The sequence below is a fragment of the Burkholderia sp. LA-2-3-30-S1-D2 genome, assembly GCF_001523915.2.
Lineage (GTDB): Bacteria > Pseudomonadota > Gammaproteobacteria > Burkholderiales > Burkholderiaceae > Burkholderia > Burkholderia diffusa.
The window spans coordinates 1,948,318-1,971,032 of record NZ_CP013384.1 but is presented as its reverse complement, the minus strand read 5'-3'; the positions used below and the strand labels follow the sequence as shown (position 1 = coordinate 1,971,032).

The window sequence follows — 22,715 nt, the reverse complement described above, 5'->3', positions numbered from 1 at the left end:
ACCATGACCCTGTTTCGCCTCGGCGCATTGTGCGCCATCCTCGGCCTGCTGGCCGCCTGTACATCGCCGTCGCTGGTCGAGCGCGGTACCTACTACGCCGATACGAGCCTGCATGCGCGCGGCGCCGATTCGCGGATCCGCTTTCTCGTGATGCATTACACCGAAAGCGACGAAGCGAGATCGCTGAGCACGCTGACGGGCGATTCAGTCAGCGCGCACTACGTCGTGCCGCCGCAACCACGCGTCGAATACGGGATGCCAGTCGTCTACCAGCTCGTTCCCGAATCGAAACGCGCATGGCATGCGGGTATCAGCGAATGGCAGGGCACGACCGAGCTCAACGCGGCGTCGATCGGCATCGAGAACGTGAACCGCGGCCCGCTCGATCCGCAAGACCGCACGTGGCAGCCGTATCCGCCCGAACAGGTCGATGCGCTGATCCGCCTGTCGAAGGACATCGTCGCGCGCTACGGAATTTTGCCGACGCGCGTGGTCGGGCACAGCGACATCGCGCCACAACGCAAGATCGATCCGGGGCCGCTGTTCCCGTGGCATGCGCTCGCGCAAGCCGGCGTCGGCGCGTGGCCGGACGATGCGACCGTAGCCGCGCGACTAGGCGGCCGCGATCCGCACGCGCTCGTCGACGTGCGGGAATTGCAGCTGAAGCTTGCACGCTACGGCTATGACGTGCCAACCGACGGCGTGCTCGACGCGCGCACGCAACGCGTATTCGCGGCGTTTCAGATGCATTTCCGGCCATCCGACTATGCGGGCAACCCGGACGCCGGGACCGATGCGATCGCGCAAGCGCTGCTCGACAAGTATTTCCCCGCCACGCCACCTGCGGAGGACGGTGCCGCAACGGGCGCGCGCTGACGATCGATCAGGGCGCGCGGTGCTGCAACACGTACCGAAAAAGCCCGGGTCGTCATCCGAGTCCGGTAAACTGCCGGTTTTCCGCAATCCCGCTGTATTCCCACCCCATGACTCAAGACGAACTCAAACGCCTGGTCGGCCAGGCAGCCGCCGATTATGTGATCCAGAACGTGCCGGAAGGCGCCGTGATCGGCGTCGGCACCGGCTCGACCGCCAACTGCTTCATCGACGCGCTCGCGGCCGTCAAATCGCGCTACCGCGGCGCCGTGTCGAGTTCCATCGCGACGACCGAACGCCTCAAATCGCACGGCATCAAGGTGTTCGACCTGAACGAGGTCGAATCGCTGCAGGTGTACGTCGACGGTGCCGACGAGATCGACGCAAGCGGCGCAATGATCAAGGGCGGCGGCGGTGCGCTGACGCGCGAGAAGATCGTCGCGTCGGTGGCCGATACGTTCGTCTGCATCGCGGATGGCAGCAAGCGCGTGCCGGTGCTCGGCGCATTCCCGCTGCCGATCGAGGTCGTGCCGATGGCGCGCACGGCGATCGGCCGGCGCTTGGCCGCGCTGGGCGGCGTGCCGGTGTTGCGCGTGACGAAGGACGGCGAGCCGTACATCACCGACAACGGCAACGAAATCATCGACGTGAAGGGGCTGCAGATCACCGATCCGCGCGGTTTCGAAGCGCAGGTGAACGCATGGCCGGGCGTCGTGACGGTCGGCCTGTTCGCCGAGCGCGGCGCGAATCTGTGCCTGCTCGGCACGGCAAACGGCGTTGAAACGATCGTTTATCCCGATTAATCGAAACTGAATGAGAAGCAGTCCGTAATGGCGTCAGGATGCCGTAATGGATTGCATGTTTAAATTCGACGGAAAGCCCGGCCCGGCAAGCGCAGCGCGCTTTCCGGGCTTTTTTTGAAGCCTTATAAATCACCACATCAGAAAGAGGGATAACCCTGTCAGGTGTTTACCAGATAGCGAAATATCCCCGAACTCATCAACTTATAGATCATAAGAACAGTAGTAACCAGGGCCGGCGGAACTGCGGAGCAGGTGTTCGCAAATCGACGCACGGGGAGGTGTCATGGAGCAGGGCAAAGACCGGTCACTGGTCGCCAAAGTGATGGATGGGCTTGTCTCGGGTATCGTCGAGGACAAGTACGGCGGCATCTTGCCGCCGCAGGACGTGTTGTCGAAAGAGTTCGACGTGAGTCGTACGGTGATGCGCGAAGCATTGTCGATGTTGCTTGCGCGCGACATGCTCGACGTGCGTCCGAAAGTCGGTACGCGCGTTCGACCGATGCGCGACTGGCGCATGATCGATGAAGACGTGGTGAGCTGGCGGTTCCGTGCAAAGCCGGATCCGCAGTTCATGCGCGACGTCATCGAATTCCGGATGCTGATCGAACCGCGCGCGACCGCGCAGGCGGCCGTTCGTGCGACGGCGGTCGACATCGCGGGCATTCGTGAGGCATTCGAAGCGTTCAAGGTGTTGCAGCCGGGCGACCCTGGATACGACACGGCGGACGAACTGCTGCACACGCGGATCGTTCAGGCGAGCGGCAACCAGTTTTTCCAGCAGATGGCGGCCATCGTGCGCGGCGCGGTTCGCCTGGTGAATCCGCGCGTTGCGCAGAAGGAGGGGGCGCACGACGTCGCGGTGAAGGCGCATGCGCGCGTCGTCGATGCGATCGAACGCCGCGACCCGCGCGAAGCCGAAGCGGCTTCGCTCGCGTTGATCGATTTCAGCGCCGACGAGATTTCGCGCGATTTCTCCGTCGACGTACCCGTGCGCGCCTGAATCGACACGCGTCGCTTATCCGTGAGCCGGCGAGCCGTTTATCATGACGGCCGACCGGCAGCGTGCCGGCCACCGTCATACGACCGACACGGAAGATCCGGATGAACGACCTCGACAACCGCCCGGTGCGCTTTGGCATCGTCGGCGCAGGCAGCATCGCACGCCGATTCGCGCAAAGCCTCGCTCACGTGCCGGGTGCCACGCTCGCCGGCGTATGGGCACGCCGCGCAGACGCGGCAACCGCCTTTTGCGACAGCTGCGGCGGCGCGCCTGCCGCCAGCCTCGACGCGCTCCTCGCGAGCGACATCGACGCGATCTACATCGCGACACTCCACGACAGTCACGCGCACTACGCGCAAGCGGCGCTGGCCGCCGGCAAGGCCGTTCTGTGCGAAAAACCCGCGACGCTGAACGCGACGCAACTCGACGCCGTGCTGGATGCGGCACGCGTTGCCGGACGGCTCTTCATGGAAGCGATGAAGCCGCCGTTCTTTCCGCTGTATCGTCAGTTGCGTGCGCACCTGCACGACGACCCGATCGGCGAAATCCGACTCGTGCGCGCAGGCTGCGCGTCGTCGTCGGTGCCAGGCGACCATTCCGTCTATCGACTTGACCGCGCCGGCGGCGCGCTGCTCGACATCGGGATCTACGAAGCGTTTCTCGCGGTCGACTGGCTTGGCGAAGCAGTCGACGTGCAGACGCTCGGCCGCATCGGCGCCACGGGCGTCGACGTGTTCGCGAGCCTGAACAGCCGTCACGCGAACGGCGGCATCGCACAGCTCTTTTGCGGGCTCGACGTGATGGGACGCGGTGACGCGCTGATCGCCGCGGCAGGCGGGCACGTGACGATTCACGAGAAGTGGTGGAACCCCGCGCGGGCGACGATTCGCTATGCGGACGGGCGCACGGTCGAACTCGATGCGCCGATCGATGGCGGTGGCCTGAACTACGAGACCGCGCATTTCTGCGACCTGCTGCGCGCTGGCGAACTGGAGAGCCCGATCATGACGCACGACCATTCGCGGCGAATGATTGCGATGACCGACGCGGCACGCGCGGCGCTCGGCGTGCGCTATGCGGGCGAGTAGGCGGGAAGGAAGGGAAGGCGGGAGCCGGGCGCGCAATCGCGGCCCGGCGGGAGGTGTTTCGTGATCAGTGCCGCGCGGGCAGCGACAGGCGCTTTTCGTACCAGCGCTGGACCCATTCGAGAATCTGGCACAGCACCCAGTAGACAGCGGCGGCGGCCAGGTACAGCGGCAACGGCTGGTAGGTCGCCGCGATCACTTCCTGTGCGCTGCGCAGCAGTTCGGTCACGGTGATCACCGATACGAGCGACGTGTCCTTGATCAGGCTGATCAGGCTGTTCGACAGGCTCGGCACCGCGATGCGCAGTGCTTGCGGGCCGATCACGTAGCGCAGCGTCTGCCCCCACGACAGCCCGAGGCTGTAGGACGCGAGCCACTGGCCGCGGTGAATGCCGTTGATCGCGCCGCGCATGCTTTCGGACATGTAGGCGGCGACGTTCGCGGACAGTGCGATCACGCCGGCCGGCGTCGGGTCGAGCGAGATGCCGAGGCTTGGCAGCCCGTAATAGATGACGAAGATCTGCACGAGCAGCGGCGTGCCGCGCATCAGGCTCACGTACGCGCGCGCGAGCCTCGCGAGCGCGTTGACCCAGATGCGTTCGAAGCCGTCGAGCGGCTCGCTTTGCCGGATGCCCATCATCGCGAGCACGACGGCGCCGAGCAGGCCGAACACCATCGACAGCACGGCGAACTTGACGGTCAGCACGGCACCCTGGGCGAGCACCGGCAGCGATTGGACGAGCAGGGACGTTGTCGACATGGAATACGAAGCGAATGCGTGCGCGAAAGCGCAATCATAAACCGGACCGATAAAACAAAGGGCGGCATCGTTTCGGATGCCGCCCTTTCCGGCCCGCCGTCAGGCGGGAAACAGAGGCGTGCTTACTTGATCGGCTTCGTCACGTCGATGCCGAACCACTTGTCCGAGATCTTCGTGAACGTGCCGTCGGCTTCGAGTTGCGCCATCGCGTCGCCGATCGCCTTCTGGAACTTCGGGTTGCCCTTCTTGAACGGGATGCCCGACGGGTTCGCCGAGCCGACGTTCGCGCCCGGGCGCAGCGGCAGTTGCGAGTTCTTCGTCAGGTACGCGAGCATCAGGCGGTCGTTGAGCGCCGCATCGAGACGGCCGGCGGCGAGGTCGCGCAGGTACTCCGGCGCGCCCGGGTACGTCTTAACGTCGACGCCGGGCACCGACTTCGCCATGTCCATGTAGTTCGTGCCGAGCGCGACGCCGAGCTTCTTGCCCTTCAGGTCGTCGAGCGACTTGAACTGGCGCGTGTCGTCCTTGCGCTGGATCAGCTGAGCGGACGAGTACGTGTACGCGGGCGAGAAGTCGAGCGTTTCCTTGCGCTTGTCGGTGATGCCGACCTGATTGGCGATCACGTCGAACTTGCCGGCCTGCAGGCCCGCGATGATGCCGCTCCATTCGGTCGTGACGAACTCGGTCTTCACGCCGAGCTTCGCGGCGACGGCCTTCGCGATGTCGACGTCGAAGCCGACGAGTTCGCCTTGCGGATTCTTCGAGTTGAACGGCGGGAACGTACCTTCGAGGCCGACGCGCAGCGTGCCGCGTTGCTTCACCTCGTCGAGGAGGTCGGCCGCATGCGCGGTGGCGGCAGCGAACGACGTACCGATCAGGCCGGCGACCAGCAGCTTCTTCAGCAGCGAAATTTTCATCGTGTGGGCTTCCTTGCCCCAGCGGGGCGCTTGATTCTGAATGTGAGGCCAATCATAGCAAAAACGCAATCGACCTCTAAATATCGTTTGATAATGGCTATATTACGCGGCGCGTTCGTGCGCGATCGCCTTCACGCATTCGGCGACGAGCGCAGGGCCGCGATAGATGAAGCCCGTGTACAGCTGGACGAGCGACGCGCCGGCCGCGAGCTTCGCGCGTGCGTCCTCGCCCGAGAAGATGCCGCCGACGCCGATGATCGGCACTGCGCTGCCGACTTCGGCATGCAGCTTGCGGATCACTTCGTTCGATGCGTCGAACACCGGGCGGCCAGACAGGCCGCCGGCCTCGTCCGCGTGCGGCAGGCCCTGCACGGCTGCGCGCGACAGCGTCGTGTTGGTGGCGATGACCGCTTCGATCTTGTGGCGCAGCAGCGTGTCGGCGATTTCCTTGACCTGCTCGTCGTCGAGATCGGGCGCGATCTTCAGCGCGAGCGGCACGAGCTTGCCGTGCAGGTCGGCGAGGCGCTGCTGCTTGTCCTTCAGCGCGGCGAGCAGCGCGTCGAGCTCGCCCGCGCCCTGCAGCTGGCGCAGGTTCTTCGTGTTCGGCGACGAAATGTTGATCGTCACGTAGCTCGCGAACGGATACACGCGCTCGAGGCAGTACAGGTAATCCTCTGCGGCGCGTTCGATCGGCGTATCGGCATTCTTGCCGATGTTCAGGCCGAGGATGCCGCGGTAGCGGGCGGCCTGGACGTTCTTCACGAACTGGTCGACGCCGTGGTTGTTGAAGCCCATCCGGTTGATCAGCGCTTCCGCCTGCGGCAGGCGGAACATCCGCGGGCGCGGGTTGCCCGGCTGCGGGCGCGGCGTGACCGTGCCGACCTCGATGAAGCCGAAGCCGAGCGCCGCGAGGCCGTCGATGGCCGCGCCGTCCTTGTCGAGGCCGGCGGCGAGGCCGACCGGGTTGCGGAACGTGAGCCCCATCACCGTGCGCGGCGCATCGGGCACGCGGGCCGACAGCGCGCAGGCGAGGCCGGTGCGGCCGGCCGCGCCGAGCGCGCGCAGCGTGAGGTGGTGAGCGTCTTCCGCATCCATCTTGAACAGGGATGCGCGGGCCAGCGGATAGAGGGAACTGAACACGGGAATTGGGCGGACGGCCGGAATGAATGACAACCCGCTATTTTACCGGGAGTTGTGCGGCAAGGGCGGGCTTCGCTTCATGGCGGCCCGCGGCGACGGTCGCCGTGCCGCGCGTCAGCCGCTTCATGACCGGGACGGACGCGCGCCGCTCTCGTGCAACCGCGCCGGTATCGCTCACGTCAGCCCGACCCGGAATGCCCACCCGGCAGCGGCGCGCGGGCGAGTGCCGCGTCGACCGGCGGCAGGTCGACCCGATCCGGATCGAGCACTTTCCAGCGGCCGTCGAGCAACCCTTCGAGCGGATGGAAGTTTGCCTTGTAGGCCATCTTCGGGCTCTCGCGGATCCAGTATCCGAGATACACGTACGGCAGGCCGAGGCTTTTTGCCTGTTCGATCTGCCACAGGATGTTGTACGTGCCGTAGCTCGTGTGCTGGTCGTCCGGCTCGAAGAATGTATAGACCGACGACAGTCCGTCGCCGAGGATGTCGATCATGCTGACCATGCGCAGCTTGCCGGGCTCGCCGCCCGGCGCGTCGAGGTCGCGGAATTCGACGAGGCGCGAATTGATCCGGCTCTGCAGCAGGAATTGCTCGTACTGGTCGCGGCTGTCGCGATCCATGCCGCCGCCAGCGTGGCGCGCCGACTGGTAGCGCATGTAGAGCGCGTAGTGCTCCTCGTCGTAGTGCAGCGGCGAGACCGTCGCGACGAGCGCGCGGTGCCGCTTCCACATCCGGCGTTGCGTGCGCGACGGCTTGAACGCGCCGACCGGCACGCGCACCGGCACGCAGGCGCGGCAGCCGTCGCAGTATGGGCGATAGGTGAACACGCCGGAGCGCCGGAAACCGGCCTTCACGAGCTCGGTATAAATATCGGAATTGATCAGGTGGCTCGGCGTCGCGACTTGCGAGCGAGCGACGCGGCCGTCCAGATAGCTGCACGGATAGGGCGCCGTTGCATAGAATTGCAGCGCCGAAAGCGGTGAAAGCGGCAGCTCAGTCGGGTGAGTCATGGGCAGCTCTCGATGCAGGGAGGGAGTGCCGCGCTAGCGCTCGATCCCGGAGGGGGCGGCCGGTTCTGCGGGGCCCGTCAGTGCGGCGAGCGCGCGCTTGTCGAACTGCCACGGAATCGGCGGTTCGGCTACCGCGCGGCGCACGTGAGCGACAAAGGCCTTGCGTGCGATCTCGCGGCCGCCGAGCGACGCTAGATGCGACGTATTCTGCTGGCAGTCTATCATCTCCAGCCCCTGCTCGCGAAGATGGGCGACGAGCGCCGCCAGTGCGATCTTCGACGCATCGGTGGCATCCGCGTACATCGATTCGCCGAAAAACATCCGTCCGAACGCGACGCCGTAGAGGCCGCCGACGCGGCGCCCGTCATGCCACGTCTCGATGCTGTGCGCGTTGCCGGAACGATAGAGCGACGTATACGCGTCGATGATTTCGGCCGTGATCCAGGTGCCGCGCTGCCCGCGACGCGGCGCCTGCGCGCACGCGCGCATCACGCCCGGAAAGTCGTGGTCGACGCGCACTTCCCACGCGGGGTCGCGCAGCACGCGCCTGAGCGTCTTGCGCAGCGACGGGGACACCTTGAATTCGGCTGGCACGAGGACCATCCGCGGGTCGGGGCTCCACCACAGCACGGGTTGACCGTCCGAATACCATGGGAAGATGCCGCGCAGGTAGGCCTCGATCAGGCGCGACGGTAGCAGGTCGGCGCTCGCGGCGAGCAGCCCCGGCGCGCCGGTCGCCGGACCGAGCGCGCGTTCGATGGGCGGAAACGGATCGTCCGGGCCGAGCCAGGGGACCATGGGGCGCGGGCTCAGCCGTTGCGCAGCGAGCGGAAGATATCGCCGGTATGCACGCCGTAGTCGCCGGCGGCGCGATCGGCGAAGAAGAAGCGCAGCGTCTGGCTGACGGTCGGGAACGCGATTTCGTCCCACGGAATGTCGGCTTCGTCGAACAGCTTGACTTCGAGGCTTTCCTCGCCGGCCTCATAAGCCGGATCGGTGAGCCGCGCCAGATAGAACAGGTGGACCTGGTGCACATGCGGCACGTTGAGGAGCGTGAACAGGTTCTGCACCTCGACGCGTGCGCCGGCTTCCTCGAGCGTTTCGCGCGCGGCGGCTTCGGCCGTCGTCTCGCCCATCTCCATGAAGCCCGCCGGCAGCGTCCAGAAACCGTAGCGCGGTTCGATCGCGCGGCGGCACAGCAGCACCTGTTCGCCCCAGACCGGCACCGTGCCGACCACGTTACGCGGATTCTGGTAATGGATCGTGCCGCAGTGATCGCAGACGAAGCGCTCACGGTTGTCGCCCTGAGGAATGCGCGCGATGACTTCGTGACCGCAGACGGAGCAGAATTTCATGTCGAGTGGGAGGGACGAGGTGATGCGAGTGTATCACCGGGGCGGGGCATTCTTGAACGCGAGCGCATGCGCGCGGCGTGCGGTGCGAAGCACAACGTGTGATGCGCGGAATCGGGCGCCGAAAAACAAAAAGCCCGGCATTGAGCCGGGCTTTTTGCATGAATCGGGACGTTGGTTGCGGGGGTAGGATTTGAACCTACGACCTTCGGGTTATGAGCCCGACGAGCTGCCAGACTGCTCCACCCCGCGTCCGTCGAAGAAATGAATTATATGGACTATCCGGAACGCTTGCAAGCACTTTCTGACAATCGCGTCGCAATCGCCGGCGGGGCGCTTGCAGGGCCGGTACGGCAGGCGCGTGAGCTAGAATCGAGCGGTTTGCTTGTGTCGTTCATTCCTGCAGCGGGGTCGCGCGCGAATTGCGTCGGTGCCGTTGCAACACTTGACTACTGCATCGACGGATTCATGGACATCGCTCACGATCTGCAATCGATCGGCGCGCAGGAACAGGCGCTTGTGTTTCCCCATTTCGACCCGGCTCGCGCCTGGGCGCTCGGCAACCGGATGCATGCGCTCGCGACGTCGCGCGGTCATGCAATCGCGATCGACATCGTCACGTTCGGCCAGCCGCTGTTTTATGCGGCGCTCGCCGGTGCGACCCCCGACAACGCCGACTGGGTGCGCCGCAAGCGCAACGTCGTCGCGCATTTCCGCCGCAGCTCGTATGCGATCGGCCTGCGCATGCAGCAGGCCGGCGTCACGCTCGCCGAGAAGCACGGACTGCCGATCTCGGAATATTCGCCGCACGGCGGCGCGTTTCCGCTGACTGTCGCGGGGGCCGGCGTGATCGGCTCGATCACCGCATCGGGGCTGCCGCAGCGCTCGGATCACGAGTTCGTCGTCGAAGCGCTGTGCGCCGAGCTTGGGCAGGACTACGCCGTGCTGGCACTTGCAAGGAGCTGAGCGATGCAGCTTCCGGGTTACGCATGGCTCGCGATCGCGATCGTCGCGGAAGTGGTCGGCACGTCCGCGCTGCGCGCGGCGGACGGTTTCACGCGCTTCTGGCCGTCGGCGCTCGTCGTGGCCGGGTACGGCATCGCGTTCTACTGTCTGTCCCTCACATTGCGCACGATGCCCGTCGGCATCATCTATGCCGTGTGGTCGGGTGCCGGCATTGTGCTGATCACGCTCGTCGCGATGCTGCTCTATCGCCAGGTGCCGGACCTGCCGGCCGTGATCGGCCTCGGGCTGATCATCTCGGGCGTCGTGGTGCTGAACCTGTTCTCGAAGATGCAGGCGCACTGAGCGTGCGCCCGCGATAAGCCGGATGACTCACATGACCGATTCCACTTCCGCTTCCGCGGAATCCGCCCAGCCCGATGTCCGCGCATATGTCGCGAACCGCATCGGCTATCTCGAACTGAACCGGCCGAAGGCGCTGAATGCGCTGTCGGTCGGGATGATCCGGCTGATGCAGCAGGCGCTCGACGCGTGGCGCAACGACGCCGACGTGGTCGCCGTCGTCGTGCACAGCCCGCATCCTCGCGCGTTCTGCGCGGGCGGCGACGTGCGTTTCTTCCACGACGCCTGGCAGCGTGGCGACCGCGATGCGGTCGATACGTTCTTCATCGAGGAATACACGCTCAACCATACGATCTTCACCTATCCGAAACCGTACATCGCGTTGATGCACGGCGTCGTGATGGGTGGCGGCATGGGCATTTCGCAGGCGGCACGGCATACGGGCGGCCTGCGTGTGGTCACCGACTCGACGAAGATGGCGATGCCCGAAACGCGCATCGGCCTGTTCCCCGATGTCGGGATGAGCTGGTTCCTCGCGCGCACGCCGGGCGCGATCGGCGCCTATCTCGCGGTGACCGGCGCAACGCTCGACGCGGCCGGCGCACTGTATGCGCAGCTTGCCGACGCATACCTGCCCGATGCCGCGCTGCCGGCGCTGTTCGATACGCTGCGCAGCGCGCGCATCGACAGCGGCGCGCAGGCGGTCGCGTGCGTGGCCGACGCGGCCGCGTCGCACAAGGTCGTGCCGACGCCCGACACGTCGGCGCTGGCCGACGCGCACGCCGGGATCGACCGGCATTTCGCGCAAGCCGATATCGGTGCGATCCTCGCATCGCTCGACGCCGAGCAGGATTGCGCTGCGGTCGACGGATGGGTCGGGAAGGCGACCGATGCGATGCGCAGCCAGCTGTCGCCGCTGTCGATGGCCGTATCGCTCGAAGTCGTCGAACGGGCGCGCGGGGCGACGATGGCCGATTGCCTGCGGCGCGACCTCGACCTCACGCGTTCGACGTTCGCGCACGGCGACGTGATCGAAGGCGTGCGCGCGCTGATCGTCGACAAGGACCATCAGCCGGCCTGGCGTTTCAAGTCGATCGCCGATATCGACCGCACCGACGTCCTCGCGATGTTCGACAGCCCGTGGACGCCCGACACGCATCCGCTGCGCAACCTGAAGGACTGACGCGCCGCGGTATCGACGCGAAAAGCAAAAAGGCCGCCTGCATTGTGTGCAGGCGGCCTTTTCATTTGGGGATGCCGACCCGGCCTGGCGGCAGTGGGCCGGGGGGCTTGCAGCAAACGTGCGTTATTCGTCGCCGGCGTCGTCCGACATGAACGCGCGCATGAACACGAGCGCGCCGAAGCCCCAGACCGCGTTCGCTGCGAAACCGGCGGCGAGCACCGGCATCATGTTGCCCGACGGCCAGATCCCGCGCAGCGGATCGATCGCGAATACGCGGGCGGCCGTCAGCACGATGCCGCCGAACACCAGCGCGCCGATCCACGGCGCCTCACGATCCGGCGTCACGCGCAGCAGCCACGCCATCGGAATCGCGCAGCACGCGCTGATCAATGCGTTCGCAACAAATTCAGGAATGCCGAACGGCGCGAAAGGTTGCGTGGAGAACCCGGTGGCGGCGATCAGGTCGGCCGTATGCAGGAGCGCGAGCGTCGCTTCGCGAAAGAAGAGGGCGGCCAGGAAGCCGGACAGGAACGGCAGGATGACTTTCTGCATCGGTGAGTGCATTGCACGCGCGGCCGGCCGGGGCCGTCCGGGCGAAGTTATTCGGATAGGTGCGTCATTATAGGGCCCGGCCGACGCGATATTCGCTCGAGCGTCGTGCTAATCACGAAAGCGGAAAACCTAAGCTCAAAAAAATCGTTCCAAAGCCCTGCAGCGATCCATAGACTGATTTCCCAGAAACAGCCGTGCAATAGCGTACTCGCCCGCGGCACGGCCTGACCGGCGAGCCATCCCGATTCGAACGCACACCATGCATGCGTCGCTCATCCGCGACGCGAGCAGGGGCTCGTTTTATCCAGATTCCGGCAAGAACAGTCAAGCAGGAGCAGCAGATGAATGTTTTTTGGTTTATTCCCACACACGGCGACAGCCGTTACCTCGGCACCGCTGAAGGCGCGCGCGCCGCGGATTACGATTATTTCAAGCAGATCGCCGTCGCGGCCGACACGCTCGGCTATGAAGGCGTGCTGCTGCCGACTGGCCGTTCCTGCGAGGATGCGTGGGTCGTCGCGTCGAGCCTGATTCCGGCGACGCAGCGCCTGAAGTTCCTGGTCGCCGTGCGTCCAGGCATCGCATCGCCCGGCCTGGCGGCGCGGATGGCCGCGACGTTCGACCGTCTGTCGGGCGGCCGCCTGCTGATCAACGTCGTAACGGGTGGCGATGCCGCCGAGCTCGAAGGCGACGGACTGTTCGCCGACCACGACACGCGCTACGAAATCACCGACGACTTCCTGAACATCTGGCGCGGGCTGCTGTCCGCATCGCACGACAACGGCGGGTTCGACTACATCGGCAAGCACCTTCAATCGAAGGGCGGCAAGGCGCTGTATCCGCCCGTGCAGCGCCCGCATCCGCCGTTGTGGTTCGGTGGATCGTCGCCGGCCGCGCACGCGATCGCCGCCGATCACATCGACACCTATCTGACCTGGGGCGAGCCGCCCGAGGCCGTCGCGAAGAAGATCGCCGATATTCGCGCCCGCGCCGAGGCGCGCGGCCGCAAGATCAGGTTCGGGATCCGCCTGCACGTGATCGTGCGCGAGACCGAGGACGAAGCCTGGCGCGATGCCGAGCGCCTGATCAGCCGTCTCGACGACGAGACGATCGCTCGCGCGCAGAAGGCATTCGCGAACATGGATTCGGAAGGCCAGCGCCGGATGGCCGCGCTGCACGGCGGCAAGCGCGGCGGCCGCGAGGCGCTCGAGGTGTATCCCAACCTGTGGGCCGGTGTCGGTCTCGTGCGCGGCGGCGCGGGTACCGCGCTCGTCGGCAACTCCGAGCAGGTCGCGCAACGCATGCGCGAATATGCGGATCTCGGCATCGAGACGTTCATCCTGTCCGGCTATCCGCACCTCGAGGAGTCGTACCGTTTCGCCGAGCTCGTGTTCCCGCTGATCAAGGGCAAGGATGCGGCGCGGCCGTCCGGTCCGCTGTCGGGTCCGTTCGGCGAGATCGTCGGCAACAACTACCTGCCGAAGGCGAGCCAGAGCTGAACGAAGGAGGCCTGAGATGACAACGAAGACGTCGACGACGCGCGCGGCCGTGGCCGCCCGCGCCTGGCGCGGCATCGCGCCGTGGCTCGTGCCGCTCGTGCTGCTGGTCGCATGGGAGGTCGGCGCGCGCGTCGGCTGGCTGTCGACCCGCGTGCTGCCCGAGCCCGTGGCGGTCGTGCGGGCCGCGTGGTCGCTCGTGACATCGGGCGAGCTGTGGGCGAACGTGAAGGTCAGTACCTGGCGCGCGCTGTTCGGTTTCGCGATCGGCGGTGGCGTCGGCCTGGCGCTCGGGCTCGCGACCGGCCTGTCGAAAGCAGCGGAGGTCGCGCTCGATTCGACCATCCAGATGATCCGCAACATCCCCGCGCTCGCGATGATTCCGCTCGTGATCCTGTGGTTCGGCATCGACGAGAAGGCGAAGCTGTTTCTCGTCGCGCTCGGCGTGTTCTTTCCCGTCTACATCAACACATATCACGGGATCCGCTCGGTCGACGCGAACCTGATCGAGATGGCGAAGAGTTATGGGGTGCGCGGCTTCGCGCTGTATCGCGACGTGATCCTGCCCGGTGCATTGCCGTCGATTCTCGTCGGCGTGCGCTTCGCGCTCGGGCTGATGTGGGTGATGCTGATCGTCGCGGAAACGATCTCCGCGCAGTCGGGCATCGGCTACATGACGATGAACGCGCGGGAATTCCTGCAAACCGATGTGGTGGTGGTCGGCATCCTGCTGTATGCGGTGCTTGGCAAGTTGGCCGACGTGCTGGCGAAATCGATCGAGCGCGTGACGCTGCGCTGGCACCCCGCTTATCAATCTGGAGCAAAGGCATGAATGCGACGACTTCGGCGGTCTCCTACGGCCCGCTCGCCGGTGCAGACCTTGAGGCCGAGCTGGCGCACGCACGCGTGACGGACGACGACGCACGCAATGCGGCGATCGTCGACCGGAACGGCGGCGCATCCGTCGTTCCGCTTGCGCGGCGGCGGACGGGCGGCACGGCGCAGGACGACGCGGTGACGCTGTCGGGCGTCAGCAAGCGTTTCGGCGCGCGCACCGTGCTCGACAACGTCGAACTCGGCATCGCGCGAGGCAGCTTCGTCGCGATCGTCGGCCGCAGCGGCTGCGGGAAATCCACGCTGCTGCGTCTCGTCGCGGGGCTCGAGGAACCGAGCAGCGGCGCGCTCGTGACGCGCGGCGACGGCGGCGGCGCGCTCGACACGCGGATCATGTACCAGGATGCACGGCTGCTGCCGTGGAAGACCGTGCTGCAGAACGTGATGCTGGGCCTCGGCCGCGGCGCACGCGATCAGGCGCGTGCGGTACTCGACGAAGTTGGTCTGATCGAGCGTGCGAACGACTGGCCCGCGCAGCTGTCCGGCGGCCAGCGGCAGCGCGTCGCGCTCGCCCGTGCACTCGTGCACCGGCCGCAATTGCTGTTGCTCGACGAGCCGCTCGGTGCGCTCGACGCGCTGACCCGCATCGAGATGCATGCGCTCATCGAACGGTTGTGGCGCGAGCATCGGTTCACCGCGCTGCTCGTCACGCACGACGTTCAGGAAGCCGTGGCGCTCGGCGACCGGATCCTGCTGATCGAGCAGGGACGTGTCGCGCTCGACCAGCCGGTGCCGCTCGACCGGCCGCGTGCGCGCGCGTCGGCCGCGTTCGCGGCGCTCGAGGACCGCGTGCTGCAGCGTGTGCTCGCGGGCGGGCCCGGCGGTGCCGGGCAGCACGTCGCGGCTGAAGCCGATCACGTACGGCCGGCCGGGCAGATTCGCTGGGCCGTTTAAATCCGGGCGGCACCGGCCGCCCGTTCTCAGACTTTTTTTGTTCGGAGCGATCAACCCGATGAGCATCACTGCAATCAACGTGCGCAACCAGTTCAAAGGCAAGGTGAAGGAGATCATTCGCGGGCCCGTGGTGTCCGAGGTCGACGTCGAGACGCCGTTCGGCATCGTCACGTCGGTGATCACGACGCGCTCGGTCGACGAACTTGAACTGAAGGTGGGTGCGGAAGTCGTCGCGCTCGTGAAATCAACCGAAGTGTCGATCGCGCGACTCTGAGCGTGTTTCCGATGCCGGGCGCCGCGGACGGGCCATCTGGCCATCCGTCGCGCCTGGTATTTTGGTTGTGCGTTTGCCTCGGTATTCGCCGTCCGGACGAAGTGCTAGGATGGAACGACACCGACGCCGGAGGGCAACGCATGACCCCCATCCTTTCACCCGAAGCCATCGAGGCGCTGAAGTGGATCGACCAGTTCGGCGACACCCGTCCGGTCCCCGCCGCGTTCGACGATGTCGTCTATGCGTTGCTGAACGAAGGGCTCATCTATCAGGCGGCGGCCGACCGTGTCGACCTGACCGCCGACGGCAAGTCCGTTTTGTCTAACGAATACGATTGAGCGCACGGCGCCGGCCGCCGAGGCGGCCCGGCGTTGCTTCGCCACGGAGCGAGCGATGGAACCGAGAGGCAGCGATCTCGGCGATTTCAGCGAGCCGTACCGCGGCTACGAGATCGAAGTGAAGACCGAGCAGGTGTGGGACGGCGAGCATGCGCACTACCGCGTGCTGCAAGGCGCGGCCGTGCGGATCGACTGGCGGCTCGTGAAAGTCGACGGGATGCTGCTGACCGAACGGCGCGTGATCGAGCGCGTACTCGAAGAGGCGCGGCGGGCCGTCGACGCCGAACTGGGCGAGGGCGGGCCGGTCTAGTCAGGCTGCCGGGCCGGCCTGGTCGCGTTGCGGTAAAATATCGGGTTGTTTCCCGCGCCGCTTGCTGCCCCGAATTCCATGTCCGCATCGTCCTCGCTTCCCCCCCGCCGCGTTTCCGTCGCGCCCATGCTCGACTGGACCGACCGTCATTGCCGGTCGTTCCATCGCACGTTGACACGCGACACGTGGCTGTATACGGAAATGATCACGACGGGCGCGCTGCTGTTCGGCGACGCCCAGCGGCATCTCGCGTTCACGCCGAACGAATCGCCGGTCGCGCTGCAGCTGGGCGGCAGCGAACGGGACGATCTCGCGCGCGCCGCGAAACTCGGCGAGCAGTGGGGCTATGACGAGATCAATCTGAATTGCGGTTGTCCGTCCGAGCGCGTGCAGCGCGGTGCGTTCGGCGCGTGTCTGATGAACGAGCCGCAACTCGTTGCCGATTGCGTGAAGGCGATGCGCGATGCGGTGTCGGTGCCGGTCACGGTCAAGCATCGGATCGGGGTCGACGCGGTCGAGGACTATGCGTTCGTGCGGGACTTCGTCGGCACGGTGGCTGAGGCAGGCTGCGAGACGTTCGTGGTGCACGCGCGCAATGCGATCCTGAAGGGGCTGTCGCCGAAGGAGAACCGCGAGATCCCGCCGCTCAAGTACGACTACGCTTATCAGCTGAAGCGCGATTTCCCGTCTCTGGAGATCGTGATCAATGGCGGGATCAAGACGCTCGACGAAGTCGCGCAGCATCTCGAACATGTGGACGGCGTGATGCTCGGCCGCGAGGCGTATCACAACCCGTATGTGCTCGCGGGCGTCGATGCGCGCTTCTATGGGTCGACTGCGGCGATGCCGACGCGCGAGGAGGCCGAGGCGAAACTGATCGAATACTGTGCGGCGGAACTGAAGCGCGGCACGTATCTCGGTGCGATCGTCCGGCACGCACTCGGGCTGTATCGCGGCGTCGCGGGCGCGCGCGGCTGGCGTCGCGTGCTGTCGGACAACAAGAAGCTCGCACGTGGCGATCTGGCCGTGTTCGACGAGGCACGCACGCATCTGAACGACGCTCTCGAAAATTTTGAAAAAAATGCTTTGCAAGACGGAAAAGTATTCGTATAATCTTGTTCTTCGCTGCTGAACACGAAACGAAACAGCGAAGAATCAAAGCAGTATCAGTGGTGGCTGTAGCTCAGTTGGTAGAGTCCAGGATTGTGATTCCTGTTGTCGTGGGTTCGAGTCCCATCAGCCACCCCAACAAATTCAAGCACTTGCAGCAGAATCAAGCTGACGTGTTACAGGTTTTGGAAGATGAGATTCCAAAATTTGGAAGATGGATCGAGAAAGGCCCGCTGCCAAGCGGGCCTTTTTGCGTTCGTAGCAATCAAACGAGAGGGGTGATGAGGCGTGCCTTGGCAGAATTACACACGCGCAGACGTGTTCGGCGGGATCTCTCGTCCTTACTCCGATCTGCTCGCAGTCATAGAAGATACGCTCGATAACACGCTATATGGTTATGCACATTTGTCGAAGGCGTACTTGCCTTTGCACAAGCGTGACATATTGATGATCTATGGGGAGCGGGGATGCTTCGTCATTTATTCGCGGCGGACATCTCGGCATTTGCCGTGTCATGTTTTTGCGAAGATGGCGGAAGTGATCGATGGCGAGCTAACTGACGACGTTGTTGTTGACATACCAACACTTGTCGACCTCAATGACGATCGGTGGCAGTTACGTCAGGTATTGCATACTGGCAATTTCGTCGATCCCGTCGCAATTCTGTTACCTCCTATTCAAGAAAGCGAATTAGCCCATATCCCGGCTGACGTGACGTTCGAAACTGTGCAGATTCTGTTGAATAAGGAGCAAGAGGTGCACGACCAGGTTCAGGAGCAGGCACGCCCGAAGAAGATTTTCTTGAGCCACAAGTCGATCGACAAGGCGATCGTTAGGGACGTTTGCCTGACATTGAAGGAAATCGGTTTTGATCCGTGGCTGGACGAAGATCGCATGACCGCCGGCGCGAATCTGGAACGTGAAATCAAGCACGGGATGGTCGAGTCCTGTGCTGCTGTATTCTTCATCACGCCCTCGTTTAGCGACAAGGACTGGATCGCTAGCGAGGTTGACCACGCGATGTCAGAGAAGCGCAAAAAGAATTCCCGCTTTGCCATTGTTCCTTTGCTTCTTACGTCGCCCGATGGAAAGCGGGGCAATGTGCTCGAGATTTTCGAGCAATATTTGCACAAGGACGTCGAGTATCATCAAATCGTACGCGAGATTCTGCGGGCGATTCCGATCCGCATGACTCAAAGTGTGGAGTGGAAGGACGGTGTGTGATTAGGCCGATTATCGTGTCGCACGCACTTTACGCTGGCGTCGGCGGTCGTACGTTTTGCGTACCATCCGCTCGTCGGCATGGCCGGTCGCATCGATGATGCGATCATCGCCTTCCTCCTGGCGATCGGTCACGGCCGCCGGGCGCATGTCGCGCAGCGCGAACCGTTCGAACGGCACGCCGCGCACCTTCGCTTCCTTCTCGCAATAGCCCATCAGCCGCGACCAGTTCGTGTTCCATCCGCTGCGCGTGTACACCTGGCCGGCCGTGTTGCCGAACACGTGAACGCTCGACGTGCGCTGTAGCGCGAGTGCCTCGTCGATCACCGCCTTCAGTTCGGGCGACCACAGCACGAGCTTCGCGCGCTGCTGCTCGCCGGCCTTGCGCTTACCGATCGGCACCTCGACGCCTTCGGGCCGGATGCTCTGACGGTGCAGTTCGCGCATCTCCGTCGGCCGACTGACCGTCAGATAGGCTGCCTTCACGCATAGCGCGAGGATCAGGTAGGCGGAACTTGGGTGCTGGTCGCCGACGCTCCGGCGCGACCGCGCGACTTCCACGGCGAGATCGATCTCGTCCTGCCGCACGTAGCGCTGGCGCGGACGCGTCGGGTTGTATTCGATGCCGCGGCACGGGTTCGTTTCGAGGTCTCCCCGGCGCCGGCCGTATTCGAGAACAGCGGATAGGAGGGCGATTTCCTTGTTCGCCTTCGCCGGTGCGCCGAGCTGCGCGCGTTTGTCGAGGTAGCCGTACACGTGTTTCGGCTTGATGGCCGGCGGCGCCATCTTCCCGAAGACCTTGACCAGCCGCTTCGACTCGACGCGGTTCTCGTCCAGGGTGGACTGGGCCTTGCGGCGCTCGTCGGTGTGCGGCAATCCGTCCTGCCATTCGAAGTACCGCGCGACGAGCGCCTCGACCGTGCCGGGTTCGATCGCGTTCCCGTTGAGCGCCTCCGCGCGCTCGATCGCCTGCTTGCGGATCTCGGCGAGCGCTTCCTTGTTGTGCGCCGGCGCTGACAGGCGGAACGCCCAGCGGCCGTTCGGCAGCTTGTAGCCGAAGCTGACCTTGTGTTTCCCGTAGTGGGCGTAGAGCCGGAAGGGTAACCCGTCCGGCCGCTTGCGTCGTCCGATCATGATTAGAGTGCGGCGAAGTTCGGTTCTTCTGACGCGGCGGCGCGGTGCCGGCGCGCGGGTGTTGCGGGGGCGGTGCCGTTCATGCGGGCGTCGTAATACTCGCGCGAGACGAGCGGCACGCCAGCGATGTTGACGGAGAACGGCCAGTGATTGCGCTCGAGCCATCGTTTCATGCAGGCGTGGCTGCGCGGCTTGCAGCCGACCAACTCGGCCAGCTCCGGCGTAGTGAGGTAGATGCTCATGATTCGATCCTTCGAAATTCCACGACCCATGTCCACGGGTTCGTGTCCCAGCCATGCCCGCGCGCGGCGTTCAGGCTGTCCCATAGGTCATGAAAGGCGCGGATGCTCGGCGGCCGATAGGCGCCGGCGCAGTACCCGCGCATGTGGTGGTCCTCGATCGTCACGCCTTCGGCGCGCGCGTCCGACTCGCTAATGTTCTGCAGGCGCTCGGCGCGTACGCCGGTGATCTCGAGCGTGATGCGCGAAGCCCAGCGCGGCATGTGGATGGACGGTGACCAGCCCCGTGATTCCTTGGCGTCGAGCGCCTGGAACGTGTTGAGGTCGATGTCGACCTCGGCGCGGCCGTTGTCGGCCTGGTACGCGATGCCGGCGTAGCGCCGTGTCGGGCGGCCACCTTCGAACGTCTCAGTGCCGATCCGGCGCACCTCGTGTGTCTCACGCACCCATAGCCGATCGTCGACGTCACCATGCGGGCAGACGAAGCAATCACCCGTGCGCGTGTGCCAGATCGCAGCCAGCTCGGGGGCAGGCGTCCCGCCGACATTCTTCACGGAGCCGCCGCCTGCTGTGGTCGGTTCCCATGCGCCGAGCGGGTTGTTGTGCGGCAGCTTCACGACGCGTCGGGTTTGCGTCTTGCGGCCTTCCAAGATGGCTCGTACCATCGAGCCAGAAAACAGAATGGGGCGTTCGATCATGGCGAATCCTTACGGCTGGGTGTTCTTGCGCCAGCACGGCGATATGTTTTTCGGTCATGTGTTTGGCGACTCGACCTATCAGGTTCAGGTAACCCACGAGTGCCTAACCGACTCGCTGGGATCGGACGGATCGCGCGAGGGTGATGAAAATGCGATCGTCCAAAATATGGAAAGCATCCAGGCAATCGCGCAGAAGAAAATCGAAGCCGGGGCGCAATCCCCGATTCAAATTGGGAACGACGATTTCTGACGGGGTGATTCATGTTTACGACTATCCTCAACGCTGTGGGACTTGCATTGATCACGATTGGGGGCATCGGCTCAGCGCTGTGTTCGCCAGCCCCGCAATACAACCCCGACCGGTCCGTGTCTCTCGTTCCGAACGTAGACAAGGCGACGCGAATTACGATGTATCACCGACAGCGGCGCATCAAGCATCTCCTAGCGCTTGTCGGAGTCGGAGCACTGTTCCAATTCGTCGCACTGTTCGTGAACTAGGACCTGTGGCGTTTATCCGCTCGCGGTGCGTCGTCAGACGAGCGCAGGGAAATCGTCGTGCGTGGAGCCGTCGAGGTGGCGGCCGGCGGCGCGCTTGCCGCAGCGCCACATGTCCGGTGAATCGTCACAGTGCAGCGTCTCGGCCGCGCGCGGCGTGATCGAGCTGAACGACCACTCGCCGTCCCACCAGTGAGCTGTCGCCTCGGTGCGCTTCTGGGGGCCGGCATTCTCGCTTGGCGCCCACTCGCCCCATTGCTTGAACAGGAAAGGCACGCCGGCGGCCGCGCACTGGTCGCGCAGCGAGCGGGCCCAGTCCGGGTGCATCGGCCGCGCGCCGGGCCCGCTTTCGCCGCCCACGATCACCCAGTCGATTCCGCTTTGGATCATCCACCGCTGGCAGATCTTCGCGCCGCTGCCCTGACCGAGGTCGGGGCCGGACATCGGGCGTTCGAGATCGACCGGCCCGAGCAGCGGCTCCATCGATAGGAAGCGCACGCGCGCGGGCACCGCGAGCAGCTTCGGGATGTCGCGATCGGCTTCCTCCTGGGTGACGATCGTCGCGCCGAGCCAGACGTTTTCCGGCAACCGCTCGATGCCGATATGCCGCAGCATCGTCGGCACGTTGCCGATCCGCTTCGTCAGCAGCAACCAGTCGAGATTCGGCGTGCGCGCGATCAGTTCGAAAAGATCGCGGCGCCACGCTGGATCGACAGCGTTGTCGAACACGTCGGCGAGCGACGCGCAGAACACGCGCTGGCGCCGGCCGTGCGCGGCGAAGAATTCGGCGTGCCGCGCGTTCCAGCGGACCGGTTGCCGCCACGTAGCGGCAGACGTGCGCACGCGCTCGCCGTGCGGACCCCAGACAACCTTGTGCATGCGCTTGTCCATCAGGTTCTCGGCGTAGCAGTGGTCGCAACCAGGCGACACCTTCGTGCAGCCAATAAACGGATTGAACGTATGGTCGCACCACTCGATTTTGCTGTTCTCGCTCATAGGTCGATGTCCACGTATTTGGTGACGAAGCGCGCGTCTTCGGTGTGGTGGCGGCGATAGACGATGCGGATACCACCGCCGAGGTCGAGCGCGCGGCCGCGCCCGTTGTCGTCGTTCAGCTCGGCCTGGTGGTCGCAGCAGACCGAGCGCAGCGTGACGGCGAGTTCGACGGGGTCGTCGAGCAGCCGCTGCAGGAAGTCGTGGTTGATCTCGATGAGGGTTCGCGTGCTCATGCCGCAAGCTCCTCGTCGTTGACTTCCATGGACTGCTGGAAGACACGGCCGCGCTCGCCGACAGGGATCGTCACCAGACCCGCCGCGGTCAGGAACGGATTGCGCGTCATGGCGCTGCGGGCCGCGCGCGCTGCCTTCGATTTGATCGCACCTGGGCAGGGCACATCGGGCGCATTGCCGACTGCCCAAACAGGACGCCACTGAGCGCGACCAACTGGAGGAATCCAGTCGACGATATGCACCTCGGTGCGGTGAATCGTCAGCAGCTCACTGACGCGCTGCTGGGAGACTCCGCAGCGCTTCACCAGCTCACGAACCGACAGTTGCTCCTGCTGGAGGATGGAGCGCACGCGGTCCCATGCTGGCGCCGCGCACGCCTTACGGTCCCGAGGCGGTCGCGTTA

Annotated in this window: 29 protein-coding genes and 2 tRNA genes; 17 read left to right on the top strand and 14 right to left on the bottom strand. The window is 65.0% G+C overall.

What is annotated here, in order from left to right; genetic code table 11:
• The first annotated feature begins 3 nt into the window (after positions 1–3).
• The 4 genes from WS66_RS22045 to WS66_RS22030 all read left to right on the top strand — a co-directional run bounded on the left by WS66_RS22045 (position 4) and on the right by WS66_RS22030 (position 3,764).
• Entirely contained in the window at positions 4–876 is an 873-nt protein-coding gene (locus WS66_RS22045) for an N-acetylmuramoyl-L-alanine amidase (protein WP_059603308.1), read from the top strand.
• 107 nt (positions 877–983) lie between these two features.
• The gene (gene rpiA / locus WS66_RS22040; RefSeq protein WP_059603305.1) at positions 984–1,676 is read left to right on the top strand and encodes a ribose-5-phosphate isomerase RpiA; all 693 of its coding nucleotides are present in this window, start codon (positions 984–986) and stop codon (positions 1,674–1,676) included.
• Between the two features lie 283 nt (positions 1,677–1,959).
• The gene (locus tag WS66_RS22035; RefSeq protein ID WP_059603302.1) at positions 1,960–2,676 is read left to right on the top strand and encodes a FadR/GntR family transcriptional regulator; all 717 of its coding nucleotides are present in this window, start codon (positions 1,960–1,962) and stop codon (positions 2,674–2,676) included.
• Between the two features lie 101 nt (positions 2,677–2,777).
• Positions 2,778–3,764 (top strand): Gfo/Idh/MocA family protein, encoded by a 987-nt coding sequence (locus WS66_RS22030; protein WP_059603299.1) that lies wholly within the window; start codon positions 2,778–2,780, stop codon positions 3,762–3,764.
• A 64-nt stretch (positions 3,765–3,828) separates the two neighbouring features.
• Here the strand turns inward: WS66_RS22030 and WS66_RS22025 are convergent, their stop codons facing one another.
• The 7 genes from WS66_RS22025 to WS66_RS21995 all read right to left on the bottom strand — a co-directional run bounded on the left by WS66_RS22025 (position 3,829) and on the right by WS66_RS21995 (position 9,192).
• Positions 3,829–4,521, bottom strand: coding sequence for an amino acid ABC transporter permease (locus WS66_RS22025; RefSeq protein WP_059603297.1), 693 nt, complete (start codon positions 4,519–4,521; stop codon positions 3,829–3,831).
• A gap of 122 nt (positions 4,522–4,643) precedes the next feature.
• Positions 4,644–5,438 (bottom strand): cystine ABC transporter substrate-binding protein, encoded by a 795-nt coding sequence (locus WS66_RS22020; RefSeq protein WP_059603294.1) that lies wholly within the window; start codon positions 5,436–5,438, stop codon positions 4,644–4,646.
• A 102-nt stretch (positions 5,439–5,540) separates the two neighbouring features.
• Entirely contained in the window at positions 5,541–6,578 is a 1,038-nt protein-coding gene (locus tag WS66_RS22015; RefSeq protein ID WP_059603292.1) for a quinone-dependent dihydroorotate dehydrogenase, read from the bottom strand.
• 179 nt (positions 6,579–6,757) lie between these two features.
• Positions 6,758–7,588 carry an arginyltransferase gene (locus tag WS66_RS22010; protein WP_059603289.1) on the bottom strand — a complete coding sequence of 277 codons (831 nt, stop codon included), beginning with the start codon at positions 7,586–7,588 and terminating at the stop codon, positions 6,758–6,760.
• 33 nt (positions 7,589–7,621) lie between these two features.
• A complete protein-coding gene (gene aat, locus WS66_RS22005; RefSeq protein ID WP_059603286.1) occupies positions 7,622–8,386 on the bottom strand; it encodes a leucyl/phenylalanyl-tRNA--protein transferase in 765 nt (254 codons plus the stop codon).
• A gap of 11 nt (positions 8,387–8,397) precedes the next feature.
• The gene (locus WS66_RS22000) at positions 8,398–8,943 is read right to left on the bottom strand and encodes an NUDIX hydrolase (protein WP_059603283.1); all 546 of its coding nucleotides are present in this window, start codon (positions 8,941–8,943) and stop codon (positions 8,398–8,400) included.
• A 172-nt stretch (positions 8,944–9,115) separates the two neighbouring features.
• A tRNA-Met gene (locus WS66_RS21995) sits at positions 9,116–9,192 on the bottom strand.
• Positions 9,193–9,408: 216 nt separating this feature from the next.
• Here WS66_RS21995 and WS66_RS21990 point away from each other — a divergent pair.
• From WS66_RS21990 to WS66_RS21980, 3 genes are read left to right on the top strand one after another with little or no spacing between them, the layout of a single operon-like run.
• The gene (locus tag WS66_RS21990) at positions 9,409–9,906 is read left to right on the top strand and encodes a heme-degrading domain-containing protein (RefSeq protein WP_059603281.1); all 498 of its coding nucleotides are present in this window, start codon (positions 9,409–9,411) and stop codon (positions 9,904–9,906) included.
• A 3-nt stretch (positions 9,907–9,909) separates the two neighbouring features.
• Entirely contained in the window at positions 9,910–10,248 is a 339-nt protein-coding gene (locus WS66_RS21985) for a DMT family transporter (RefSeq protein WP_034186989.1), read from the top strand.
• Between the two features lie 31 nt (positions 10,249–10,279).
• The gene (locus WS66_RS21980; RefSeq protein ID WP_059603278.1) at positions 10,280–11,428 is read left to right on the top strand and encodes an enoyl-CoA hydratase/isomerase family protein; all 1,149 of its coding nucleotides are present in this window, start codon (positions 10,280–10,282) and stop codon (positions 11,426–11,428) included.
• A gap of 123 nt (positions 11,429–11,551) precedes the next feature.
• Here the strand turns inward: WS66_RS21980 and WS66_RS21975 are convergent, their stop codons facing one another.
• Positions 11,552–11,980, bottom strand: coding sequence for a hypothetical protein (locus WS66_RS21975; RefSeq protein ID WP_059603331.1), 429 nt, complete (start codon positions 11,978–11,980; stop codon positions 11,552–11,554).
• Positions 11,981–12,321: 341 nt separating this feature from the next.
• Between WS66_RS21975 and ssuD the strand changes: the two genes are divergently transcribed.
• The 9 genes from ssuD (at position 12,322) to WS66_RS21930 (ending at position 18,520) form a co-directional block, all read left to right on the top strand.
• Positions 12,322–13,479, top strand: coding sequence for an FMNH2-dependent alkanesulfonate monooxygenase (gene ssuD / locus WS66_RS21970; protein ID WP_059603276.1), 1,158 nt, complete (start codon positions 12,322–12,324; stop codon positions 13,477–13,479).
• A 16-nt stretch (positions 13,480–13,495) separates the two neighbouring features.
• Entirely contained in the window at positions 13,496–14,308 is an 813-nt protein-coding gene (ssuC, locus tag WS66_RS21965; RefSeq protein WP_059603273.1) for an aliphatic sulfonate ABC transporter permease SsuC, read from the top strand.
• Complete coding sequence (locus WS66_RS21960; RefSeq protein ID WP_059603271.1) at positions 14,305–15,264, top strand: ATP-binding cassette domain-containing protein; 960 nt, start codon at positions 14,305–14,307, stop codon at positions 15,262–15,264. The genes ssuC and WS66_RS21960 overlap by 4 nt, the downstream gene beginning before the upstream one ends.
• 58 nt (positions 15,265–15,322) lie before the next feature.
• The gene (locus tag WS66_RS21955) at positions 15,323–15,538 is read left to right on the top strand and encodes a TOBE domain-containing protein (RefSeq protein ID WP_006400187.1); all 216 of its coding nucleotides are present in this window, start codon (positions 15,323–15,325) and stop codon (positions 15,536–15,538) included.
• Between the two features lie 140 nt (positions 15,539–15,678).
• On the top strand, positions 15,679–15,876 hold the full coding sequence (locus WS66_RS21950; protein WP_059467585.1) for a hypothetical protein: 198 nt from the start codon (positions 15,679–15,681) through the stop codon (positions 15,874–15,876).
• A gap of 55 nt (positions 15,877–15,931) precedes the next feature.
• Positions 15,932–16,186 carry a hypothetical protein gene (locus tag WS66_RS21945; protein ID WP_059524526.1) on the top strand — a complete coding sequence of 85 codons (255 nt, stop codon included), beginning with the start codon at positions 15,932–15,934 and terminating at the stop codon, positions 16,184–16,186.
• A 126-nt stretch (positions 16,187–16,312) separates the two neighbouring features.
• Positions 16,313–17,299, top strand: coding sequence for a tRNA dihydrouridine(20/20a) synthase DusA (gene dusA, locus WS66_RS21940; RefSeq protein ID WP_059603269.1), 987 nt, complete (start codon positions 16,313–16,315; stop codon positions 17,297–17,299).
• Between the two features lie 59 nt (positions 17,300–17,358).
• Positions 17,359–17,434, top strand: a tRNA-His gene (locus tag WS66_RS21935).
• Between the two features lie 180 nt (positions 17,435–17,614).
• The gene (locus WS66_RS21930) at positions 17,615–18,520 is read left to right on the top strand and encodes a toll/interleukin-1 receptor domain-containing protein (protein WP_159086571.1); all 906 of its coding nucleotides are present in this window, start codon (positions 17,615–17,617) and stop codon (positions 18,518–18,520) included.
• Between the two features lie 9 nt (positions 18,521–18,529).
• On the opposite strand, the gene WS66_RS34460 is transcribed toward WS66_RS21930, so the two are convergent.
• From WS66_RS34460 to WS66_RS21915, 3 genes are read right to left on the bottom strand one after another with little or no spacing between them, the layout of a single operon-like run.
• Complete coding sequence (locus WS66_RS34460) at positions 18,530–19,651, bottom strand: hypothetical protein (RefSeq protein WP_059603263.1); 1,122 nt, start codon at positions 19,649–19,651, stop codon at positions 18,530–18,532.
• Positions 19,652–19,653: 2 nt separating this feature from the next.
• Positions 19,654–19,893, bottom strand: coding sequence for a DUF4224 domain-containing protein (locus WS66_RS21920; RefSeq protein WP_059603260.1), 240 nt, complete (start codon positions 19,891–19,893; stop codon positions 19,654–19,656).
• The gene (locus WS66_RS21915) at positions 19,890–20,588 is read right to left on the bottom strand and encodes a hypothetical protein (protein WP_059603257.1); all 699 of its coding nucleotides are present in this window, start codon (positions 20,586–20,588) and stop codon (positions 19,890–19,892) included. Before WS66_RS21915 ends, WS66_RS21920 begins: the two co-directional genes overlap by 4 nt.
• Between WS66_RS21915 and WS66_RS21910 the strand changes: the two genes are divergently transcribed.
• Entirely contained in the window at positions 20,587–20,838 is a 252-nt protein-coding gene (locus tag WS66_RS21910) for a hypothetical protein (RefSeq protein ID WP_059603254.1), read from the top strand. The two genes, WS66_RS21915 and WS66_RS21910, sit on opposite strands and share 2 nt — an antisense overlap.
• A 281-nt stretch (positions 20,839–21,119) precedes the next feature.
• Here WS66_RS21910 and WS66_RS21900 read toward each other — a convergent pair whose 3' ends face one another.
• Genes WS66_RS21900 through WS66_RS33755 form a run of 3 tightly spaced genes read right to left on the bottom strand, consistent with a single transcriptional unit; the run spans position 21,120 to position 22,662 of the window.
• Positions 21,120–22,079: a phage Gp37/Gp68 family protein gene (locus WS66_RS21900; protein ID WP_059603248.1), complete on the bottom strand. Its 960-nt coding sequence runs from the start codon at positions 22,077–22,079 to the stop codon at positions 21,120–21,122.
• Positions 22,076–22,312: a hypothetical protein gene (locus WS66_RS21895; RefSeq protein WP_059603245.1), complete on the bottom strand. Its 237-nt coding sequence runs from the start codon at positions 22,310–22,312 to the stop codon at positions 22,076–22,078. Before WS66_RS21895 ends, WS66_RS21900 begins: the two co-directional genes overlap by 4 nt.
• Complete coding sequence (locus WS66_RS33755; protein WP_159086570.1) at positions 22,309–22,662, bottom strand: hypothetical protein; 354 nt, start codon at positions 22,660–22,662, stop codon at positions 22,309–22,311. Before WS66_RS33755 ends, WS66_RS21895 begins: the two co-directional genes overlap by 4 nt.
• Positions 22,663–22,715: the final 53 nt, after the last annotated feature.